Here is a 21,320-nt window from a genome sequence, read left to right as displayed (position 1 = left end):
CATGGCTTATAGCCCCCAAATTTGTTTGTAATAACTTTTTATCGCAAACGCAGCGTGCCTCTCAGGTATGCCCTGCTTATGCCTGCCGCCTTTGCCGGATCGTCGTGGCTGTCCAGCTCGACTGTAATCCAGCCGTCGTAGCCCTGCTCCCGCAGAAGCCTCAGCATGTCGCCGAACTGCTGTCCGCCTTCACCGAGCGGAACGAATGCGCCCGAATGATAATCCTTGAAGTGAATATATGTTATCCGGCTGCCGTATTTCCGGATTACCTCCAGCGGATCGCCGCCTCCCGCCTCGATATGCGCCGTATCCGGGCATAACAGGATGTCCGTAAGCGACATGAGCCGATCCAGCTGGTCGGTTCGCTCAACCATGGTGCCCAGGTGCGGGTGATAGCTGGCCCGCAGGCCGTGTCTCCGTGCAATCGCAGCAGCCATGTCGAGCCCTTTGGCCAGCGCGGAAAAGTCCTCGTCCCGTATACCGGCTGCACGGACGGCTCCCCCGCCGAGCACCAGATGCTCCGCGCCAGCTGCGGCGGCAAGCTCGGCCGTTTTCTCGATCTTGGCCATTTCGTCCGGCAGGATGTCCTCATAGATGAAGTTGGCACCCGTGTACACACCGATAAAGGCCAAGCCGCTGTCACTTAGCAGCCAGCGGAATTCGTCCATCCGGTTCTCATACTGAATAAGATTGCCGTCGAACAGCTCGATCCCCTGATAGCCGGCGGCCGCAATGTCGCGGATAGCCTGCTCCGTGGAGCCATTGGCCATATAATAGAGGTCTTTGACCGATGTCACCCCGGCCGGATGGCCGACAACGCCTCCCCATGTATTCGTCTGATAGCCGATTTTCATGTTTATTCCTCCTCCCCTTATTTATGACAGCGCCTTCAAGTGCAACGTGATAGGCTCGGCTGCTAAGCCAAGTATAAAAGGCATTTCGAACCGGCATAAGCGGAATAAATTAGCCGGAAGCACGGATATTTTTAGCGTCGGTCGTTCCGTGCCCAAGGTATCCCTGCAGCATGGAAACCAGCCTCACGGTCGCAAAGCTCACCGAGGCTGCAATTGAACGTATATTCCATACCGCGCCTCGATGAGCGGATGCCTGATTTCCCAGAAACCAATGGGGTTCGGGTGTACTTATGATCTCTCCTTCATAAATTACGGATCACACTACTAAGTATTATCCAAGCTGATTGGACGAAAAGATTGCCGATCGTCAGGCCATCAACGATGTATTTCTGGAATGTCAACGCGATCAATACCGACGGGATACTGCTCCTTCACCGACTTCACACCCGACGGATGGCCGCCCCCGCCCCACACGTTAACTCTGAAAGCCCAGCTTGACGCTTTCAATACTCTCTATAAGGATGTAGGTTTTACTCGCTCTAAAATTCCGCTCGCTCGTAGCAGCCGGAACAGCTGCTCCACTGTAAGAGACATGTTCTGCAGAGCGCGCTCCGGCTCCATCGCCTCCGCCAGCGATAAGGGTCCGTTCGCGATGGAGAAAAAAGCAGACACGCCGAGCTCGTTAAGGACTGTGGCTTCACGATCGACCGAACCGGCCAGCGCGATGACGGGTATGCCCCACTTTCCGGCCAACTCCGCCAGGCCGAGCGGGGCTTTGCCCATCGAGGTCTGCCTGTCGAGTCGCCCTTCGCCGGTAACGACGATATCGGCTCCTTTAAGGCGGCGCTCCACGCCGGATTTTTCCAGAAGCAGCCCAACGCCGGAGTGCATCCGTCCGCCGAGGAAACCGGCGATCGCCCCGCCCAGTCCACCCGCCGCCCCGGCTCCGGGAAACGAAGCGATATCCGCGCCAAGCGTCGTCTCCACAAGCTTCGCAAACCGTCTCAGTCCCGAATCCAGCATTTTCACCTCCGCAGGTTGCGCTCCTTTTTGCGGGGAATAGACAAACGCGGCTCCTTCAGGGCCATACAACGGGTTTCTCACGTCGCAAGCCCCATAGAACGTGCACTCCCGAAGCGCTGCAAGGGTACCGGGAGCAGGGGGCTCGATCGAACTCACCTCCAGCAGCCCGGCGCCTCCATGCAAAAGTCGTCGGCCGTCCGAACTGCGGAACGACCAACCAAGCGCGCTGAGCATTCCAATTCCGGCATCGTTCGTCGCGCTGCCTCCCAGCCCGACGATAACCTCCCGGCATCCCGCACGGATCGCGTCCGCCACTAATTCGCCGATTCCGAAAGTCGTCGTCTCCATCGGGCTGCGCCGATCCTCGGGCACGAGCGGCAGTCCACAGACCGCCGCCGTTTCGATGATCGCGGTGCGTCCGTCCGGGAGGACAATATACGACACTATAAGCTTCTCCCGAAGCGGTCCTGTCACGCTTACCGTCCTTCGCTGCCCGCCGCATGCCGCCAGCATTGCGTCCATCGTGCCTTCGCCGCCGTCTGCCAGCAAAAGCACGTCGAGTTGTGCGTCCGGATAGACGCTCCGAATGCCCGCCGCGACCGCTTCTCCCGCTTCGCATGAAGAGACGCTGCCTTTAAAAGAATCCATCGCCACCAGCACCTTCATCCGCCCGTTACCCCTTGAGCCCCGTGAGTGCGATGCCTTCGATAAAGTATTTCTGACCGACGAGGAAAACCGCGATCGTAGGCAGGATGACGACAGTCGAAGCGGCCATCATATAATTCCACTGAGCGTTGAACTGTCCCTTGAACTGCTGCAGTCCGATTGCAAGTGTGTACAGCTTCTCCGAGTTCAAGTAAATGATCGGATTAAGAAAATCATTCCATTGATACAGGAAGGCGAACAGCGCGACCACGATCAGCGCCGGCTTGATCAGCGGTATCAGAATCGTAGTGTAGATCCGGAAAACGCCCGCACCGTCGATCAGCGCCGCCTCGTCCAGCTCCTGCGGAATCGTCTTCATGAACTGCCGCAGCAGAAAAATATTGAACGCACCTCCTCCGAACCAGGACGGGATGATCAGCGGGACCAACGTATTGATAGCCCCCACTTCCCTCCAGCCCAGGAAAGTCGGGATGAGCGTCGCCGCGCCCGGTAGCATCAGACTTGTTAGAATCAGCGCAAACCAGCGGTCGCGGCCCGGCCATGACAGGCGTGCGAAGCTGTAGGCGCACAGGCTACTGGTCAGCACGACGCCTAGGACGCTGAGCAGGACGACCGTCAGCGTATTGACGAAATATACATCGAACGGAAACATCGTTAGCGCGTCTACATAGTTAGCGAAATGCAGCGTAGGCGGAATCCAGATCGGTGGCGAAACGAAAATCTGATCCAGCGACATGAGCGAGCTTCTCAGCATCCAATAGAATGGCAAGAGACAAACGACACAGCCGAAGGCCAGAAACAGATAGATCAATATTTTGGCAGCAATTCCGGTCCTCCTGCTCATTTGGCACCCTCCCCCTCATAGTAAACCCAACTCCGCGACGTGCGGAACACGACAAACGTGATCGCCACGATAATCACGAACAGCACCCAGGCAACCGTGTTCGCATAAGCCATATTGGACAGCTGGAACGCTTCACGGTATAGGTAATATACGATGAACATGCTGGCGTTGTTCGGTCCGCCCTGGGTCATGATGAACGCTTCGGCGAATACCTGAAACCCGCCGATGAACGCCATAATCAGGTTGAAAAATATCGTGGGCGTCATCATCGGAATCGTCACGTACAACAGTTTGTGTAGGCTGTTGCCGCCGTCAACTTCCAGCGCCTCGTAGAGGTGGCGCGGAATGCCCTGCAAGCCCGCAAGAAAAATGACCATGGTATTGCCGGTCGTCCACAAGCCCATGAGTACGAGCGACGGAATAACCGTGTCCGGCGAGTAGATCCACATTCCCGTAGGCAGACCGACGGACCGCAGTATACTATTGAGCAGCCCGAGGTCCGGGTCGAGAATCCAGATCCAAATCATGGACGAGGCGAACACCGGTACGATGGTGGGCAGGTAGAATATCGTGCGAAAAACAGCACGGCCCTTGATCTCCTTGTTCATGAGCAGTGCGACGCTGAACGAGAACGCGATGTTGAGCGGCACGCTCATCAGCACATACTTGAAGGTCGTGCCGAGCGATTTGTAAAACAACTGGTCGCTGCCCCCGAACACCTTCACATAGTTGTCTAAGCCGATGAATTTTGGCGGATTGATCAGCTTGAGGTCGGTAAACGTAAGCACGAGGCTGCCGGCCATCGGGGCGAACGTGAACAGTAGAAAGCCCAGTATCGCCGGCATGGCAAACAAGATTCCCCAGTATTTCTCGCTCCTTTTCCTCCGTAGCGAGCTTTTGACGAGCGACGAGCGAAGCTCCGCTTGCGCCATGGCCTTCACCATCCTTTGCAAGTTGAACGCCCCGGGCAACAGGCACAGGCACGTTTCCCAGGGCCGCTTTTGGTATTTAACGGATTAATGCATCCATTCGTACACGCCTTGCAGCTCGGCTTCCACCTGCGGCTTGATCGATTCCATAGCCTCTTTTGCGGATGTTTTCCCGAGCCATACATTATCGAGCGCTGGCGTCACGATCGTGTCGATTTTTCCGTAATTTTTGAGCAAATCCGGCGGTCCAGGCTTCGTCGTTTCGGCAAACAGCGGTTTGATCATGACGTCAACATAGCCGTCCGGGTGCTTGTCGTTGACAGCCCATTGCTTCAGCTTCTCTTCGTCGGTCAGCCAGTCCTTCAGCACCGGGATCGAAAGGCCGTCCGCGTAAATGCCGATCGCCGCGCTGGGGTCGGCTGCATATTTATAAAACTTCCAGGCTTCGTCGAGATTTTTGGTCGATTTGAAGATGACGACCGGCGACGCGAGGATGATCGACGCGTTCTCTTTCATCTTCGGAAACAGCCCGTACCCGAACTTCGCCTTGGCTGCGCTCAGGTCCAGCGTCAGCCAGTTGCCGCCGAAGATCATGGCTGCCTTGCCTGTCTGGAGCGACGTCGCCAGGTTCGGCAGACTCTTCAATTGCACCGGGCTCGGGGCCACATGATGAACGTTGATCAGGTCGGCCAGCTGTTGGATCGCTTCATAGGCGGCGGGATCGGACAGTCCGAACTTTGTGCCGTCTTCGTTCACGAAGCTGCCGCCGTTCGACATGACCATAGGCAAATAATTCGCCCACCCGGTTTCCATCATGAAACCGTACTGTTTGATTTTGTTCGGATTGAAGGCCGGATCGAGTGCATTCTTGCCGCTCTCGTCGATCGTGAGCCTCTTCGCCAGGTTCACGAACTGATCCCATGTCATCGTTTTGGCCGGGTCCCGCGGCAATGGATCGATGCCCGCTTTCTCGAAAATCTCGGTATTGTAATACATGCCCATCGTGCCGATGCCGATCCGCCGTCCCAGCGATCTGCCGGGTTCGTATTGATAGAATACGTTCGGTGCATAGTTCTCCAGCTTGAAATCCGGATCGACATCCAGCCGCTCGAAGATATCCACGAGCTTGCCCTGCGCAGCCAATTCATACGCCTGCGCTTCCGACATGTAGGCCAGGTCAGGCGCATCGTTACCGGCCACCATCGTCGCCACCTTCGTGGCATAGTTGTCGTTCGGAACGTGTATGACTTCGATAGAGACGTTCGGATTCTGCTCCATATACTTTTTGGAGTAATTCTCCACCGCCTTCTTCTCGTTCGGACTTCCCCACACCATGTAGCGCAGCTTGACCGGTCCCTTTTCGGTGTTGGTCTGCGCCGTCTTGTCCGACGCACCCGTGTTACCGCCGCCGTCTATGGTTCCCCCATTGCTGCACGCAATCAGGCCCGCGATAAGCATTGCGGTCAACAGCCATGCAAGCGTTCTTTTTGGACGCATCGATCATCCCTCCGATTGGGTTAATGCAGTCTCATTAAGACTGTTATTCTTTGAAATTGGGTATCGCAATTTCCCGGCCGCCTTGCAATGCCGATTCATGCGCACAGATGCCTGCTGCGGTCCAGGTTGCGGCTTTAACTTCATCGATATGCGGCGCGCGTCCTTCCACAATACTCGAGACGAACTCGTGAACCAGATGCGGGTGTGAACCGCCATGCCCCCCGCCTTGAAGGAAAGATAGGTGCGGATTGTTCTCGTCGTACACGCCTCGTTTCGTAAACCGCTGAATCTCTTTCGGAAGAAGTTCGGCTCGGTCCGGTACTTCGACGCGCTCGATGCTGATCGGGCGTCCGCGGTGCTCTGTCAGCTCGCCAATCCGCATGACGATCGGGAGCTCCTCCTCGATCTGCTGCCATTCGAACGACGCTTTTTCTCCGTAGACGTTGAACGACTCGGAATAAGCCTTCGCGGTATGGAACATTGTCCTTGTCAGCTCGACTGCCACGTCGGAATCCTCTAGCTGGTAAATCGCCGTTTCGATCGGGAAAGGATTGTTATATTTCCGGACAAGCTCTTCCCGCATGGAACCTGAGCCAAGCGCGTACACCTTGAGCGGCCGCTTGCTGATAAGGTCGAGCACGGGTCCGAGCGCATGTGTCGGATGCATCAGCGGTGGGAACCCCTTCCAGTACTCCGGCCAGCCGTCCATGTCCTGATAATGGGCGCAGCGCATAAACTGGATTTTCCCCATCTCGCCGCTCTCATACATCTCCTTCGCGTATAGAAACTCCCGAGTGTAGCAAGCCGTTTCCATCATCATGTAATTTTTCCCCGACCGCCACTTCGCTTCTAGCACCCTGTATAATTCTTCCATTGAAAGGCCCATCGGAATCGTGCAGGCGCAGTGCATCCCTGCGTTCAGAACAGCTATCGAATGCTCCGCATGATAAGTGACGGGCGTCACGAGATGCACGGCGTCATAGTCACCGGACGCCAGCAGATCGTCCATGCTCGTAAATCGGCGGTCTACCCCGAATTTGTTCCCGACCTCGTTTAGCGTATCCGGGTTGCTGTCGCAGATCGCCACCCTCTCGACCCAGGGATGATGAAGATAGATCGGAACGAACTCCGCACCGAACCTCATGCCGACGACTGCCACCTTGATTTTCTTACTCATGGTTTACCTCCAAATCGAATTCATTGTAGTTTTTGTAGAGGTTTTCGTCATTGACGAAAAAGATTATAGTAAAGGCAGAAAACATTCTGTTATTGGGGATAGGGGTGATCCACGCATGACCGTTTCCACAGGACCGTGGTACAGGCTTTGGGGCAGTACGTCAATCGATACGATCGGCCGGATCACGGCCCACTACAAGCATCCGAACCGGTTGCTGCCCTACTGGGTGCTCGGCATCGTCCACAGCGGCGAACGCACGATTCAGGTCGGCGCCGACGCTGGCCGCCTGGCTACGGGCGGCTATTTTCTTCTCCCTCCCCACATCTACCACGAAGGGATCAACGAGGACATGCACGACGTCACTTTCATCCACTTCGGCATGGACGGAGCACCGACGGAGCCGCCCGGCCGGTTCAACGCCGACGATCTCGTGCTGCCGATCTTCGGCGAATCGCCGGTTGACGCGAATGTGCACCGCAGCTTTCATTACCTGCACGAGATTTACCAATCGGAGCTGGCCGGCGAGCGGTTCCTGCACGTCCAGCTGGAGGCACTGCTCTACCAACTCAGCTTCCATATGCAAAAGCGTCTTCTCATGAACAGCCGCAACAGCCGGCTATGCGACGACATGCTGAAATTCATCCTCGCCCGTCTGGCCGGCGATCTTAACGCCACAGCGTTCGAACGCCAGTTCGGCTTAAGCTACCGGCAACTCAACCTGATTTTCAAAAACCAGTTTCAGACCACGATCAAGCAGAAAACAGTCGAGATGCGGGTGGATCACGCTTTCAATCTCCTCATGCTCGGGGAAAGCATTGCAAGCGCCGCGGAGAAATCCGGCTTCCAGGATTATTTCTATTTTCTGAAGTGCTTTAAGAAGCTGAAGGGCGTCACCCCAAAGGAGTTGAAGAAAAGCTATTTTCGCTAGGGCTGCTCCATCCCGGAGCCGGCTGCCCCGATTTCCCGAACGACGCGAGGATCCCGGAACCGGTCGAAGCGGTCCCGCGCCGGGCTGGAGAACTCGATTACGACCGCGCCCCGTTCGCCGGCTTGGAACCAGTGAAACTGATTGCCTTCGATCGTACACTGCTCGCCCGCCTCCAGCGGAATTTCATGCCGCGCGTGGAAGTAAGCCTCATCCTCCTCCGCCAGACGGGCAGATCGCTGCCCGGACTGCTCGCCTTGCTCCGTATATGCCAGGACCGATCCCCAAACGACCCGGAACGTCTCCACTTTGCCAGGATCTTCTCCCACGGGAGGATGCATGTGTTCGGGTATCGTCTGATAAGGCAGAAAGACGAGCTGCCGGGCGCAATACCGGTCATTATTGACATATTCGATCAATTGGACGCCGTACCGTCCGATATCTCCGAGCCCGAAGTCGATGACGTCAAGCGACGCTTTCTCCGATTCCGAAAGTTGAATATGAGCCTGTCCCAGAAGGACAAACGCCTGGCTTCTCGCCGTTTGCTCCATTGCCTTACCGGTCACGATCATCTCCTCCTAAACATGAGTTTTTATCGAAATCGTCGTGAACTTGCGGATATGCTCCATGATGGCTCGCTCGACCGGCAGCCGCTCGGCACTCGAAGCGCCGTAGAAGCCATGCACGCCGTCGGTGTGCTGCAAGATGAACGCCGCATCCGCGGGCTCCGCGATCGGGCCGCCATGGCAGATCACGATGACCTCCGGATTCACCTCGCGCGCGCCGTCGCAAATATCCTGGACGATTGCGGCCGCTTCCTCGAGTGACATCGTCGTCTTGGCCCCGATTGATCCGCTCGTCGTTGTACCGACATGCGCCACGATAACGTCCGCGCCGGCCTGCGTCATTCTACGTGCTTCGTCCCGGTTGAAGCAGTACGGCGTCGTCAGAAGTTCCATCTCCCGCGCAAGCCGAATCATCTCGACTTCCAGTTCATACGAGATGCCGGTCTCCTCCAGGTTCGCCCGGAACTTGCCGTCATAGAGTCCGACAGTCGGGAAATTTTGGACACCCGAAAAACCAGCATCTTTTACTTGCTTCAGGAATAGAGGCATCGAACGGAACGGATCGGTACCACATACGCCAGCCAGCACGGGCGTGTGTTTGACGATAGGCAAAATCTCGCCTGCCATCTCCATCACGATCGCGTTCGCGTCGCCGTAAGGCATCAAACCGCACATCGAGCCACGTCCCGCCATGCGGAACCGGCCGGAGTTGTAAATAATGATGAGGTCGCTGCCGCCCTCTTCCTCGAACTTGGCGCTGATGCCCGTTCCGGCTCCAGTACCTACGATGGGACGGCCATTACGGATATGTGACCGTAATCTTTCCATAATCTCACTGCGGGGAATTGCCGGCATTCATGATCTCTCCTTCGTCGTGTAAAGTATGTTCCCGCTCTTTCATCAGCATCAGCAGCGTTTCGACCGCCTCCGCCGCGAAGGCCGGATCGTTAATATCGGTATCTAGTTCCTTCAGCTCGATCCCTGTCTTCAGGTGCGCCTTGATCGTTTCGAATAGCTCGGCATCGACGCCGGCATCCCGGAAGGGCCCGTCTTCTCTGCCCAGAAGGGACAGCCCTCGCAGGGGGAGCAGCACGGCCGCTGGCCCGGTGGCACCGTTCAAGTGCTCCGCGATCTGCTTGCCGATTACGCGGTTCTCTTCGGCATTGGTGCGCATGAGCGTATTGTCCCGGTTCCACCGGTACAAGGTTCGGGTCCGACAGCGTTCCGGAACAGTCGCCTCTGGTCCAAAGTTCGCCATGTCGATGCAGCCGGGCGACACCACCTGAGGAACGCCGTTACGCGCCGCCGCCGTCAGCCGTTCGGGTCCGGCGCTCATGATGCCTCCGCAGAGCTCGTCGGCGAGCTCCGTTGTCGTCAGATCCAGGACGCCGTCGAAGTAGCCCTGGGCAATCAGCGCCTCCATCGTTCGGCCGCCCGTCCCCGTCGCGTGAAAGACGATGGTTTCATAGCCGCGTGCCTCAAGCAAAGCTGCGCATGCCTGGACACAGGGCGTCGTATTGCCGAACATCGTGGCAGCGACGACGGGCTGTTCGCCTCCCTCGACCGACTTCGCCACCGCTTCCAGCATGCCGCCGACCGCCCCGGCAGCTCTGGCAAGAACGGCGCGGGACACCCGGTTGAGACCGGCGATGTCAACGATCGAAGGAACCATTACGATATCGCTAGTGCCGACATACGACGATACGTTGCCAGAGGCCACCGTCGAAACGCATACCTTCGGCACCCCCAGCGGAAGCCCCCTCATCGCAGCCGTCACGATAGACGTGCCTCCCCCGCCTCCCAGTCCGATCGCCGCCCCGAACCTTCCCTCTTCAAACAGCTCGCGCGCCAGCACCGCCGCTCCCTTGGCCATCGTCTCCATCGCCTGGCCGCGATCACCGTTGTGCCGCAGCTCCTGAAGCAAGACGCCGCCCGCTTCCGCAACCTGCTCGGCTTCAATGTCCGGCGCCCAGGTGTCTGGAGATCCCATCACGCCGACATTCATCGAGATGACGCCATAGCCGCGATCGAGAAGCCGGTCCCGAAGATAGGAAAATTCCGCTTCCTTCGTATCAAACGTGCCGATCATCAGGATGTAGGCTCGCATACTCAAGCAATCCCCGTTCGGCTCGCCTGCAGCACGTCCGCCACCGCAACCGCTTTTCCGGTTTCGGACGATAGGACGGCCCCTTCCAGAATTGCAATGACGAGCTCGATGTCGCGCGGCTCGATCAGCAGGACCTCACTCTGATGGATCGCCCGATACAGGTTCTCGTACACGAGATCCGGCGGCAACTGCTCCGGTGCAACGATCTCTTCCTCGAAGCCTTTCCGGATGGCGCCTCTGCGTACGGTGACACGGTTTGTATCCTGCTCGTATTTAATCGATCCGCCTTCACACTGCACATAAAACAGATTAAATGGGTGCGGCGACACATACGAAATGTCGATCTGGGCCGACGCTCCGTCCTCGAACGTGATAGCGAGCGCCGCGTTGCTGTCGCCGTCGAACTCCCAGCCTCCGCTGTTCAGTCTTGCATATACGCTGACCGGCTTTGCCGGATGGGCTTGCAGCAGCATGTCGACCAGATGAGGTCCCCAGGAGAACAGCGTACCGCCGCCGTGTTCCTTCTTGCACTCCCAATTGGGGATGTAGTCCGGCGAGCCTTCGTAGCCGCCCCACGGCGACATCAGCTGGATGTGGTACTGATACGGCCGTCCAAGCGTGCCTTCATCCAGCGTGCGCTTGATGAACGGGTATTGTTGGTGTCCGCTGAACCGGTGATTGTGGTTTACGACAAGCTTGCGGCCCTTCCGCTCCGCCGCTTCCACCATTCGGGCGGCATCGGCCGCGGAAAGCGCCATCGGCTTTTCCACAATCACGTGCTTACCACTTTCCAGCGCCTGTATCGCGTGCTCTGCATGGAAGCGGGGCGGCGTGGCCACGACGAGCAAATGAAGGTCCGGATCATTCAGCATTTCCTCATAGCTGCCTGCTGCCTTGGCGCCAAGCTGCTCGGCAATTTCCGCCCGGCGCCTCTCACTCATGTCGAACACAGATGCGATCCGGAATCGGTCCGACACCCTTTCGATAGCGGGCAGATGATACTCCAATACCCGTCCCAGTCCGAGAAAGCCGATGTTGACCATGTTCATGTTTGTTCCTCCTTTGATCTGTTACCGAGTGATAACGGCTTTGATATGGTTGTAACTTTCCTTGACGCTCAGGAAGGGATCTTGTTTACACGTATCCTGCTCAACCACGAGCCACTCCACATCCGACTCGTCCGCAGCGCTAAGAATCGCTTCCCAGTTCATGTTGCCATTCCCCACTTCCGCAAACAGTTGGTTGACCTTGCCTTCCGACTGCTCGATGGCCAGGTCCTTCAGATGGATGATTGGCACGCGCCCCTTGTATTTTCGAATCCAGGCCGCCGGGTCGCCTCCGCCGTGCTGTACCCAGAACGTGTCGATTTCCGCCAGAATGCCGGCCTGCTCCGTTTGCTCATAGAAATATTCCAGCGCGTTCCGGCCTTTATACGAAATGAATTCGAAGCTGTGATTATGGTAGACGAACCGGCAGTCCGTTTCCTTCAGCTGCTCCCCCACGGCGGATATATCTGCAATGTAGCCTTCCAAGCCGTGTGCGTAAGGCCTTCTCCAATCACCTCCGTACGAGTAGGTGATGTACGGGCATTCCAGCAGCTTCATCTCCTCGAGTACCCGCCCAAGTTCGCTTTTGAGCCGCTTGACGTTGACGTCGACCCCGCACACGCGGAGGCCCAGCCCCTTCAGAATGTCCCTCATCTCCTCGACTGCAATCGGCATTTCGAAGAACTGCACCGCCTCGTAGCCGATGTCGCGAACCGCTTTCAGCGTATGCATGACGTCTTCCCTCGTACGAAAATGGTCCCTCAGCGTATAGAGCTGCACTCCGATCTGCGAAGGCGTAAACCGCATTCGTGACTCCTCCCTCCTGCCTGTCTGTTTTACAGCATCGCTTAGCCCTTGACCGCCCCGTCGTTCGTCCGAGCCATGATATAGCGCTGGAAGATGACGAACAGCACGAATGAAGGTAGAATGATCAGGATCATACCGGCGGTAAGCGAGTTATACTCCGTAACGAATTGCTTGGTGAATGCGAGAAGCCCGACGTTCAGGGTCAGCTTGTCGTTGTCCTGAATGAATGTGTACGAGAAGAAAAAGTCGTTCCATACGCCCATGAAGTTGAAAATCGCCGCCGTGATCAGAATTGGCCTGGATATGGGAATGATGATGCGGGCGTAGATTCCCCAGTGCCGGCAGCCGTCAATGCGGGCGGACTCCTCGATTTCCTTCGGAATGCCGAGGAAAAAGCCCCGCATCAGGAAAATCGTAAACGGCAGCCCGAACGCCACAAGCGCCAGGACGAGAGCCGTGTGCGTGTTAATCAGCCCCAAGCTCTTGAACATGATGTAGATCGGCACGATCGTGATACTGATCGGCACCATCATGCCGACCAGAAAAAAAATCGCCCAAAATTCCCTTCCCCGGAATGCCAGTCTCGCAAGTGAATAGGCTGCCATCGAGGCGAACAGCAGAATGAGCGGCAGACAGATCACGACCAGCTTCACATTGTTGACGAAATACGAATCCAGCACCACGTAGGCTTTGTGGAAGTTCTCCCAGGCGATCACTTTCGGGAAGGCCAACGGATTCGTGCTGAAATACTCGTCCGGCGACTTGAGCGCCGTGAACAGCACATAGACGAACGGCGTCAGCCACAGCAAGACAAACAGCGCGACGAAGAAGGCGAGCATGCCGTTCCTGGCTTTAGTCAGTTTCATGGTCCCCCTCCTCCTTCTAATAATCGTTCTTTGATGAAATCCGATTGGACAGGATCGAAATGCTCAGCACGATAATCGACAGCACCCATGCGATCGCGGTGCCGCGGCCCATGTCGTGATACGTGAATACTTGGGCGTACGACCAGCTGGCAAGTACATTTGTAGCCCGTCCGGGACCGCCGTTCGTCATGGTGAAGATAATATCGAACACCTGAAACGAGTTGACCAGCGTCGTGACGAGGACGACGTTCAGCGTATTTTTGAGCAGCGGCAGCGTGATATGGACCAGCTTGCGGAACCGAGTCGCGCCATCGATCAGGGCCGATTCGTAAATTTCCCGCGAGATGGCCTGCAGACCGGACATGAACATCAGCATGCAAATGCCGCTGTATGACCAGGACGCGGCCAGTACGACAAAGAAGATGGTGTTGTTCGGCTTCGCGAACCAGTCAAATGAGGCGTGCCCGCCTGACACCAGCTGCAGCGCGTTGTTGATAAGGCCGAAGTTCGGGTCGTACATCCACGTCCAGATGGTTCCGATGATGACCAGCGACAGCGTGGCCGGGAAATAGACAGCCCCCCGGAAGAACGAGAAGCCTTTGATCGCCTTGCTGAACAGAAGTGCAAAGCCGAGTCCGAGCGATACCGGAAGCAGAAGCGAAGCTACGCTCCACTTCAGGTTGTTTTTGAGAGCAATGTAGAACACGGGATCTTCCGTAAAGATGTAAATGAAGTTGCTGAACCCGACGAACTTCTTGTCTGGACTTACCCCATCCCACTGGAACATAGTGAGCCACAACGAGTTCAGGATTGGATAGACGACGATCACGCTGTAGACAATCAGCGCCGGTAACAGAAACAGATAAGGCGTAAAACCGTCCAGTCGTCGTGTCGAGCGAACCGTCAGCACGGTGCGCCCTGGTGCGCGCACATCGGAAACCATGTTTTTCATGCCTGCCCTCCCATCCGGCGGCCTGCGCCGAAGCTTTCCTTTATTCGGGTACTTGTGCGGTCTTACTTGTACCAGCCGAATTCCTCCGCCTTCTTGTCGAGAATGTCGGCGGCTTCTTCCGGTTGCAGTTCTCCGGTCAGCACACGAGTCTGCACGTCGAACAGCACGTCCGTCAGCCGGGGCTCGGTTCCCATTTCGTTCGTCGGCACGTACGAGCCCGAGTTTTGCAGCAGATCCACGAATTGCTTCTTCGTCTCGTTCACTTTATTAAGATCTATCGCGCCGATACGTGCGGAGGAGCTTTCGGGATTCGTCTCCAGAGTCGCCTGCTGCGCGTCGAGCGAGCTCATCGCGTTCAGGAACGCGGCCGCCTCATCCTTATGTTTCGAATCGGACGACATATAGTAGCCGTCGCCGTACGCTACGATCCGGTAGGGCGATACGCCTGTCGGGAACGGGAAAAACCCATAATTTTCGGGATCCTGTTTGTTGTTCCGCAGGTTGCCGAACTCCCAGGAGCCCGAGTACAACATGGCCGCTTTTGAGGAATACCAGAGATTGTTTGTTTGCGCCTCTTCGTTGGACAGATAACCCGGCTGAAAGTATTTTTTGTCAACCCAATCTTCCTTCAGCTTGCGGAACGCCTCCACTACAGCAGGATCGTTGAACCGTGCGGTGCCCAGCAACAGGTTGTCGTGCAGCTCCGCGCCCGTCTCCATTTCGAGAATGCCGTCGAACAGCCTGGTCACGATCGCCGGCCACTTGCCCGCCATAACCATAGGGATCACGTTGTTTTGCTTCAGCGTGTCGGCCGCCTTGATTAGGTCTTCGTATGTCTGCGGAATCGCGATGTTGTATTTCTCGAACAGATCCTTTTTGTACCAGATACCCATCGCGTTGTAGTTGCCGGGCAACGCGTAGAAATCACCGAGGAATTTCTTCTGGTAATTGATAGCCGATCGCGGGTAAGCGTCATACCAGCCGAACTGTTTTGCATAGCTGTCGAGACTTTCCACTTTCCCGTTCTTGATGTAAAACGAGACGTTCTGTCCTACATTCGACCAGAACAAGTCCGGCGCGTTGCCAGCACTTACGGCGATGTTGAGCTGGTCGTAGAGCTGCTCGGGACGGCCCTTGCCCTCCACCTTGATTTCACCCTTCGGATACTGCTGCTTGAACATTTCGATGGCCTTTGCCAGCGCCCGGTTCGTCATCGGATCGGCGTTGTCCGAAATGGTCCACAGCGTCAGCGTGAACTTCTCATCGCCGGCCTTCTCGCTTCCGACATTCGCAGTCGTATCGGTTCCACCATTGGCGTAGCCTTCGTCGTTTCCGCCGTTCCCGCCGCATGCCGCCAGCAATACAACCAGCACGGCCAGCACCAGCGACTGACTGATTCCTCTCAAAAGCTTTGTCATCTCCGATTCCCCCCGCATGATTGGCATTAGCAATCGTCAACTTAGAAGTTCTCTTATAAGATAGAACGCTTTCATTTTGATCCGAATCGGGGCGCCTTCCGTTCGGTACTCCCATCATGCCGCACGTAAGCGGATGAAGGAATGAACAATTTTTACTTTGGGGAGGTACTATATTTACCGGTTTGATCATTCTACCTGAAGAGCTTTTTACACTCCGCAGGGGCGAACCCTTTCAACTTTTTGAACGATTTGCTGAAATAATTCGTATTTTCATATCCAACGTATTCGCCAACCTGATGGACGGGCATATCGGTATGCATAAGCAGCTGATAGGCCTCTTCCATCCGGATGCGGGTGATATAGCCGATGAAATTTTCGCCGGTGACTTGCTTGAACAAGCGGCTCAAGTAACTGGGATTGAGATAGAACCGCTGGGCGACTCCTTCCAGCGTCAGCGGCTCGCGGTAGGCGGCCTCGAGGTAAGATTTAATCTGTTCGATCACTTCATTTGTTTCTTTGCGGCCGTAGCGTTTGGGATAAAGCACGACCCCACCGTTCGGCTCTAGCGCCGCCTGACGGCATGCATAGACCGCCTCGCGGTACGACGCGCCGAGTTCACGCCAGCCACCCCGGATGGAGCCAACCCCGATATGCACCTGTTCACCCGCGTCGGCGAGGAATTGCCTTATGGCGGTAATGTGGCAGGCGAACTCCGCGTGCGCAGCCGCGCTGCCGGCCTGGCACGGAGCGATCAGCAGGTATTCGCGCTCGGTCTGAAAATGTGGAAGAATCAGGTAGGGCATCCGGCTCTCGCCGCGGGCGCGAGCGTAGGCGGTGCGGATCGCCTCCACCGACAGGGTCTCGCTCCCCTTAATTAGCAGAACCACATGCGGCTCCTCTGTCAGGAACAGCCCGGTCATCCGGGCTAGCTCCGCGCCTTTGTCTTCGTCCAGCTCCTTGTGCAGAAGGTCGTAGATGCATTTCTCCGTCCATAAGGGCAGACTGCGGTCTAGCAGCGCCTTGAGCCGGAAATCCTGTTCCCTGCGTTTCCGGTCGTTGCCGATCTCATCAACGCTGCGGCGAATTGCGGTCACAAGATCCTGCCGGTTGATCGGCTTCAGAATATAGTCGATCACGCGCTCGTTTAGCGCTTGCCGAACCAGCTCGAAATCCGCGTAACCGCTCAGAATGATAATCTTTACTTCCGGCATGGACCGGGACACTATACGGGTTAGCTCGATGCCGTCCATCCGAGGCATCTTCACGTCGGTGATGATGACATCCGGTTCATACTCCGTCGCGAGCCGGAAAGCCTCTTCGCCGTCGGACGCCTCCGCGACATCACTGATTTCAAACGATGGCCAATCGATCTCCTTCCTCAGGCTCCTTTTGATCCACACCTCGTCGTCGACAAGCAGCACCTTGTACATCGAGCTTCACGCTCCTTCATAGGGAATCGCCGGGAAGACCAGCATGATTTTCGTACCGATCCCGTCCATGCTTTTGAAGTACATCTGATAACCGTGGCCGAAATGATGCCTCAGTCTGCCGTGCACGTTGATGATACCTATATTGGCGTTTCGGACGTCTGCTTCGTCGTTGCGTTCCTCATAAAGCTTCTGCTTCAGCTTTCGTAACGCGCCCATCCTCATTCCGCTTCCATTGTCGATGATCTTTACAATGATTCTCGACCTGCGGCGTTTCACGGAAATTCGGACTATCCCCTTCTTGTGCATGTCCCGGAAGCCGTGAACGAAGATGTTCTCGACCAGTGGCTGAAGAGTCAGCTTCAGGATCGAGCACCGTGCGGCCTCAGCGTCGATGTCGAGCTCGGCGTCGAAGCTTTCGTTGAGCCTCAGACGCTGGATGAACAGGTAATTTCGGATATGTTCGACCTCCTTCTCGATCGGCACCATTTCCGTGGCGTTGTCGATCGAATAGCGGAACATACCTGCCAGCGACTTTGCAACCTGATCGACCTCCGGAAGCCCGTGAACGACCGACATGCTGCTGACCATTTGGAGCGTGTTGTACAGAAAATGCGGATTGATCTGCGCCTGCAGTGCCCTGAATTCGGCCTCCCGCTTCCGCAGCCTTGCCTTGTATTCGCTTTCAATTAACTCATTGATTTTCTCCAGCATATTGTTGAAGCTCTTGCCCAGGCTGCCGATTTCGTCCATCGTCGTGATTTCCGCCCGTGCGGAGAAGTCGCCGATTTCGACCTTTTTCATCGACCGCCGGAGCCGGAGAATCGGTTTGTAGTTCGTGAGATAGATGGCGAGCAGAAATCCGAGCGATACAATGCTCGAGATGGCCGTCACCGCGACATTCAACGATCGCAGGCCGGAAATTTCCCTGTCGATGGTACTTTGCTCGGTAAGCCCGATGACTTTCCAGCCACTGATGACGGACGTATCGTACACGAGAAACTGGCGTTTGCCACCCACACGGATGCCCGCCTGCGTCATTCCTCCGCGAACGGGCGTCAAAATGGCGGGCTCCTGAAGCTCTGTCCCAACATCGTACAGGTCGTCTCCGAAGAGCACATGATTCGTTTTGTCCAGCACCAGTATCCGGCTGTCGTACTGCTTCTTGTAGGACGCGACGAGCTCGCCGATGGAGTTGAGCTTCAGGTCTAGCAGAAGCGTACAGATTCGGCTACCGTCGATGCCTCGTATCGACTTGGCCACAGAATACACGTATCTATTGGAGGACAGCTGCAGCGTCCAGGGCATGTGCGCGCCGAAAATAACAGGTCGGCCCACGCGGGCCACTGTTTCCCCGTACCAGTCGTCCCGTTCGAGATCGTAAACCGCTTTCATTTGATCGATCACCGATTTGTAGAACATATTGCCGTTCTCAGTAAACACATAGACGCCGTCCAGCTCGTCGATGTCATTCACGATATAGGAGAAGAAACGGTTCATCTCCCGGTTATCCTTGACATAGACCGAATCGTCGCCGATATATCGTCCCCTCCTGACCACGTCGAGCAACGCAGGCGAATAGACAGTAGACGAGATTTTCTCGATGTCAGTCAGCTTCTGTTCGATCATGGTGTTTATCTGACCGGTCAGTACGGCAAGGGAATCCGTCACTTGATTCTGGATCATGCGCGTCGAAGACACGTAAGCGAATAAATTCAGCAGCAGCATGGGGATCAGGAACATCAGATAGAAAATGATCAGCTTACACTTCAGATTCCAACGCTTTAAAAATGAAAATAGCGCGGGCTGTACCACACTCCTCCCCCCTTGTTTCTCTTTTGCCTGTAATGCTAGGGTAATCGCAATCAAAGCTCAATGGATTTCTAGACTCGATTATGGAAAAAACGGATGCAAGCAAGCGGCAACACCACAAAAAGCCACTACGAGTGCGTATTTTCGGCACCGGCAAGGCCGGCCTGGTCTCGCTGCCGAGGCGAGCACCAGGGCGTTGTACTTGAACGACGAACCGTCCACCAGCTTCAACTTGTGCGGCCTTCGATCGAGGGATATCAGCCAGCAACAGGAACAATAAACTTTGAAGTACAATCGAAAATATAGTCATGGGGTAGCCCTCCTTTAATTTACCGTTCTATCTATTTAGCCCCTAAATGAACTTGGACAGTACACCCCTTACTCCGATATAATCATATTAAGGCGGAGGGGAACGCGAAATGAAGAGGAAGCAGTATGATCTGAACTTCAAGAAAATGGTGGTTGCCAAGGGAAAGGAAATTGGCAATATGACGGCTGTGGCCAGACAACATGAACTCGATCCGAAGATGGTGCTTCGATGGGCAAAAGAGCTGAACCGTAAGGATCTCGATCAACTGAATGGGGCGAGTATCAAGCAAGCGAAATTTGTGCCTACCGCAGCGGATTATGCAGAGCTTGTGAAAGAAAATGAGAAGCTCAAGAAGCTCTTTGCAGAACAAGCCCTGGAGAGGGATATTCTCAAAGACCTACTAAAAAAAACGAACCCACACTTGCGGATAAAATAGAGATTGCCCAGAAGTATATGGGCCAAGGGCATGCCATCAGCTCCGTACTGCGTGTGTTGAACGTAGAGCGCTCCACGTATTATGCACATGTGAATAGATCGCAACAAGGAAAGGAAAACATCCACAGGGCCGGTCGCCCCGCCCCTGGTTTATCTTATACACAGGGTGGTAAGCCCATCAGTGATGAGCAGATATGCGAATGGATCATGGAGTTCTTGGCAGGGGAAGGCTCGAATTACGGCTACCGCAAGCTAACCATCCTGCTACGTCGCCGCCATAAACTGAAGATTAAAAAAAAGAAAGTTTACCGCCTATGCAAGGAAATGGACGTGCTTCGTCCACAGCGGAAACTCAAGATCAAGCACCCGAGGCGCCTTGCCAATAACCGTATCATAACGGGATCGAACCAACTGTGGGAAACGGATATTAAGTACGGTTGGATTCACGGCGAGCAACGTTTCTTCTTCCTGATGAGCATCTTGGATGTGTTTGACCGTGCGGTCGTCACGTATCACATCGGTCTAACGTGTGAGGCCAAGCATCTCGTCCAGATCACGCAGGAAGCGCTGATGAGGCGCCAGCTCTTTGACAAGGCAGAAAAGCCGACGATACGTACAGATAATGGTCCGCAGTTTATTAGCCATCTATTTGAGGAGGCCTGTACCGAGTTTGCCATGGTTCACGAGCGAATTCCGCCCAAAACACCGAATAAAAACGCTCACATCGAATCTTACCATTCGATCATAGAGCAGGAATGCTACCAGCAAAACGAGTTTGAGTCTTATCCACAGGCTTACGAAGGGGTCAGTCAGTTTATCCAAGATTACAATCGTATCCGTATCCATGGCAGCATCTATGACTTGTCTCCCTATGAATATATGGAAGCGGTGAAGCAAGGAACGGTGAAAGCAAAGCAGATTAAGGTCTAAGTATCACGGGATGAGAAAAGGAGGCGAACATCCATGAATGAGCATCGTGTGCAACTGCAAGAAGGGATTGCCGAGATGGAAGCTACCATCGAACGATTGCGGGAAGAGATTCAACGTCTGATCAAGCAGCGTGACGCCCTTGAGAAAGGAAATTTGGAACGATATCGAAAGCTCACCGAGCCTGAATTTTGACGAGGAGTTCTGGAGTATAAATTTGCTGGGATAAAAGATGCTCATTCAGGCGAAAAACGAAGGAATTGGAAGAAATTCTAAGAATAACAGTGAATAAGAGGTGCTGTGTCCACTATAAGGGGGTTTAGCCGGTCAGTTGTCAGCCCTAAACCTAAATAAAGTTGAATTGCGTTAATGGATTCGATCGCCTTTTCGTCATATTCTCTATAATTATTTTCTTGACGAGATGTTTTGATCAATCCTTTCTCCTCATAATAACGAATCGAACGGGCACTAACGCCAGTTATTTTTCTTACCTTTCCGATCTTCAAAACGATCACCTCATCGATTAGGAACGTTAGCTTTATTATAAAGCTTCACATTAATGTAAAGGTCAAGAAAAAAGATTAAATAAAAAGAGCCCCTGAGGGGTGAACTGTGACCCAGTTTGTGGACAGTTTGAAATAAACCGCCTAGAGCTTAGCTAGCAAGCAGATGACCTCTGAATTCATCGGGGGTCATCTTTTTTAATGTCCACTGGTATCGTTCTGAGTTGTA

At 55.0% G+C, this 21,320-nt stretch carries 22 protein-coding genes; 4 read left to right on the top strand and 18 right to left on the bottom strand.

Features of this window, described 5'->3' with window-relative positions; genetic code table 11:
- Window positions 1–38: 38 nt before the first annotated feature.
- The 6 genes from AK95_RS14550 to AK95_RS14525 all read right to left on the bottom strand — a co-directional run bounded on the left by AK95_RS14550 (window position 39) and on the right by AK95_RS14525 (window position 6,990).
- A complete protein-coding gene (locus AK95_RS14550; protein WP_071220712.1) occupies window positions 39–854 on the bottom strand; it encodes a sugar phosphate isomerase/epimerase family protein in 816 nt (271 codons plus the stop codon).
- A 513-nt stretch (window positions 855–1,367) separates the two neighbouring features.
- Window positions 1,368–2,543, bottom strand: a complete 1,176-nt coding sequence (locus tag AK95_RS14545) for a glycerate kinase family protein (RefSeq protein WP_071220711.1) — start codon at window positions 2,541–2,543, stop codon at window positions 1,368–1,370.
- A gap of 7 nt (window positions 2,544–2,550) precedes the next feature.
- Entirely contained in the window at window positions 2,551–3,387 is an 837-nt protein-coding gene (locus AK95_RS14540; RefSeq protein WP_071220710.1) for a carbohydrate ABC transporter permease, read from the bottom strand.
- The gene (locus AK95_RS14535; protein WP_235613120.1) at window positions 3,384–4,331 is read right to left on the bottom strand and encodes a carbohydrate ABC transporter permease; all 948 of its coding nucleotides are present in this window, start codon (window positions 4,329–4,331) and stop codon (window positions 3,384–3,386) included. Before AK95_RS14535 ends, AK95_RS14540 begins: the two co-directional genes overlap by 4 nt.
- Before the next feature lie 72 nt (window positions 4,332–4,403).
- The gene (locus AK95_RS14530; RefSeq protein WP_071220708.1) at window positions 4,404–5,813 is read right to left on the bottom strand and encodes an ABC transporter substrate-binding protein; all 1,410 of its coding nucleotides are present in this window, start codon (window positions 5,811–5,813) and stop codon (window positions 4,404–4,406) included.
- Between the two features lie 43 nt (window positions 5,814–5,856).
- Window positions 5,857–6,990 carry a Gfo/Idh/MocA family protein gene (locus tag AK95_RS14525; protein ID WP_071220707.1) on the bottom strand — a complete coding sequence of 378 codons (1,134 nt, stop codon included), beginning with the start codon at window positions 6,988–6,990 and terminating at the stop codon, window positions 5,857–5,859.
- Window positions 6,991–7,105: 115 nt separating this feature from the next.
- On the opposite strand from AK95_RS14525, the gene AK95_RS14520 reads away from it, so the two are divergent.
- Complete coding sequence (locus AK95_RS14520; protein ID WP_071220706.1) at window positions 7,106–7,918, top strand: helix-turn-helix domain-containing protein; 813 nt, start codon at window positions 7,106–7,108, stop codon at window positions 7,916–7,918.
- On the opposite strand, the gene AK95_RS14515 is transcribed toward AK95_RS14520, so the two are convergent.
- The 11 genes from AK95_RS14515 to AK95_RS34130 form a co-directional block, all read right to left on the bottom strand.
- Complete coding sequence (locus AK95_RS14515) at window positions 7,915–8,481, bottom strand: D-lyxose/D-mannose family sugar isomerase (RefSeq protein ID WP_235613115.1); 567 nt, start codon at window positions 8,479–8,481, stop codon at window positions 7,915–7,917. The two genes, AK95_RS14520 and AK95_RS14515, sit on opposite strands and share 4 nt — an antisense overlap.
- 12 nt (window positions 8,482–8,493) lie before the next feature.
- Entirely contained in the window at window positions 8,494–9,336 is an 843-nt protein-coding gene (locus tag AK95_RS14510; RefSeq protein WP_071220704.1) for a phosphoenolpyruvate hydrolase family protein, read from the bottom strand.
- Window positions 9,314–10,588 carry a Tm-1-like ATP-binding domain-containing protein gene (locus tag AK95_RS14505; RefSeq protein WP_071220703.1) on the bottom strand — a complete coding sequence of 425 codons (1,275 nt, stop codon included), beginning with the start codon at window positions 10,586–10,588 and terminating at the stop codon, window positions 9,314–9,316. Before AK95_RS14505 ends, AK95_RS14510 begins: the two co-directional genes overlap by 23 nt.
- 2 nt (window positions 10,589–10,590) lie before the next feature.
- The gene (locus tag AK95_RS14500; protein ID WP_071220702.1) at window positions 10,591–11,637 is read right to left on the bottom strand and encodes a Gfo/Idh/MocA family protein; all 1,047 of its coding nucleotides are present in this window, start codon (window positions 11,635–11,637) and stop codon (window positions 10,591–10,593) included.
- A 21-nt stretch (window positions 11,638–11,658) separates the two neighbouring features.
- Window positions 11,659–12,441 (bottom strand): sugar phosphate isomerase/epimerase family protein, encoded by a 783-nt coding sequence (locus AK95_RS14495; RefSeq protein ID WP_071220701.1) that lies wholly within the window; start codon window positions 12,439–12,441, stop codon window positions 11,659–11,661.
- Window positions 12,442–12,482: 41 nt separating this feature from the next.
- A complete protein-coding gene (locus AK95_RS14490) occupies window positions 12,483–13,307 on the bottom strand; it encodes a carbohydrate ABC transporter permease (protein ID WP_071220700.1) in 825 nt (274 codons plus the stop codon).
- Between the two features lie 16 nt (window positions 13,308–13,323).
- Window positions 13,324–14,259 carry a carbohydrate ABC transporter permease gene (locus AK95_RS14485; protein ID WP_083397628.1) on the bottom strand — a complete coding sequence of 312 codons (936 nt, stop codon included), beginning with the start codon at window positions 14,257–14,259 and terminating at the stop codon, window positions 13,324–13,326.
- Between the two features lie 62 nt (window positions 14,260–14,321).
- Window positions 14,322–15,677, bottom strand: coding sequence for an ABC transporter substrate-binding protein (locus AK95_RS14480; RefSeq protein ID WP_071220699.1), 1,356 nt, complete (start codon window positions 15,675–15,677; stop codon window positions 14,322–14,324).
- A gap of 191 nt (window positions 15,678–15,868) precedes the next feature.
- The gene (locus AK95_RS14475; protein ID WP_071220698.1) at window positions 15,869–17,107 is read right to left on the bottom strand and encodes a response regulator; all 1,239 of its coding nucleotides are present in this window, start codon (window positions 17,105–17,107) and stop codon (window positions 15,869–15,871) included.
- Window positions 17,108–17,113: 6 nt separating this feature from the next.
- Window positions 17,114–18,919, bottom strand: coding sequence for a cache domain-containing sensor histidine kinase (locus AK95_RS14470; RefSeq protein ID WP_071220697.1), 1,806 nt, complete (start codon window positions 18,917–18,919; stop codon window positions 17,114–17,116).
- Window positions 18,867–19,226, bottom strand: a complete 360-nt coding sequence (locus AK95_RS34130; RefSeq protein ID WP_162487579.1) for a hypothetical protein — start codon at window positions 19,224–19,226, stop codon at window positions 18,867–18,869. Before AK95_RS34130 ends, AK95_RS14470 begins: the two co-directional genes overlap by 53 nt.
- Window positions 19,227–19,335: 109 nt before the next feature.
- Here AK95_RS34130 and AK95_RS14465 point away from each other — a divergent pair, with 109 nt between their 5' ends.
- The 3 genes from AK95_RS14465 to AK95_RS34125 are packed head-to-tail and all read left to right on the top strand — an operon-like array spanning window position 19,336 to window position 20,783.
- A complete protein-coding gene (locus AK95_RS14465; RefSeq protein WP_063477458.1) occupies window positions 19,336–19,662 on the top strand; it encodes a transposase in 327 nt (108 codons plus the stop codon).
- Between the two features lie 17 nt (window positions 19,663–19,679).
- Window positions 19,680–20,591 (top strand): IS3 family transposase, encoded by a 912-nt coding sequence (locus AK95_RS14460; RefSeq protein WP_082834229.1) that lies wholly within the window; start codon window positions 19,680–19,682, stop codon window positions 20,589–20,591.
- A 33-nt stretch (window positions 20,592–20,624) separates the two neighbouring features.
- Window positions 20,625–20,783, top strand: a complete 159-nt coding sequence (locus AK95_RS34125) for a hypothetical protein (RefSeq protein WP_156515018.1) — start codon at window positions 20,625–20,627, stop codon at window positions 20,781–20,783.
- 77 nt (window positions 20,784–20,860) lie between these two features.
- Here AK95_RS34125 and AK95_RS14455 read toward each other — a convergent pair whose 3' ends face one another.
- On the bottom strand, window positions 20,861–21,094 hold the full coding sequence (locus AK95_RS14455; protein ID WP_082834230.1) for a MerR family transcriptional regulator: 234 nt from the start codon (window positions 21,092–21,094) through the stop codon (window positions 20,861–20,863).
- Between the last annotated feature and the right edge of the window lie 226 nt (window positions 21,095–21,320).

It is taken from the genome of Paenibacillus sp. LC231 (assembly GCF_001860525.1).
GTDB lineage: Bacteria > Bacillota > Bacilli > Paenibacillales > Paenibacillaceae > Paenibacillus_AQ.
Note: the sequence above shows the minus strand (reverse complement) of the source record. Positions and strands in the feature narration are given on the sequence as shown.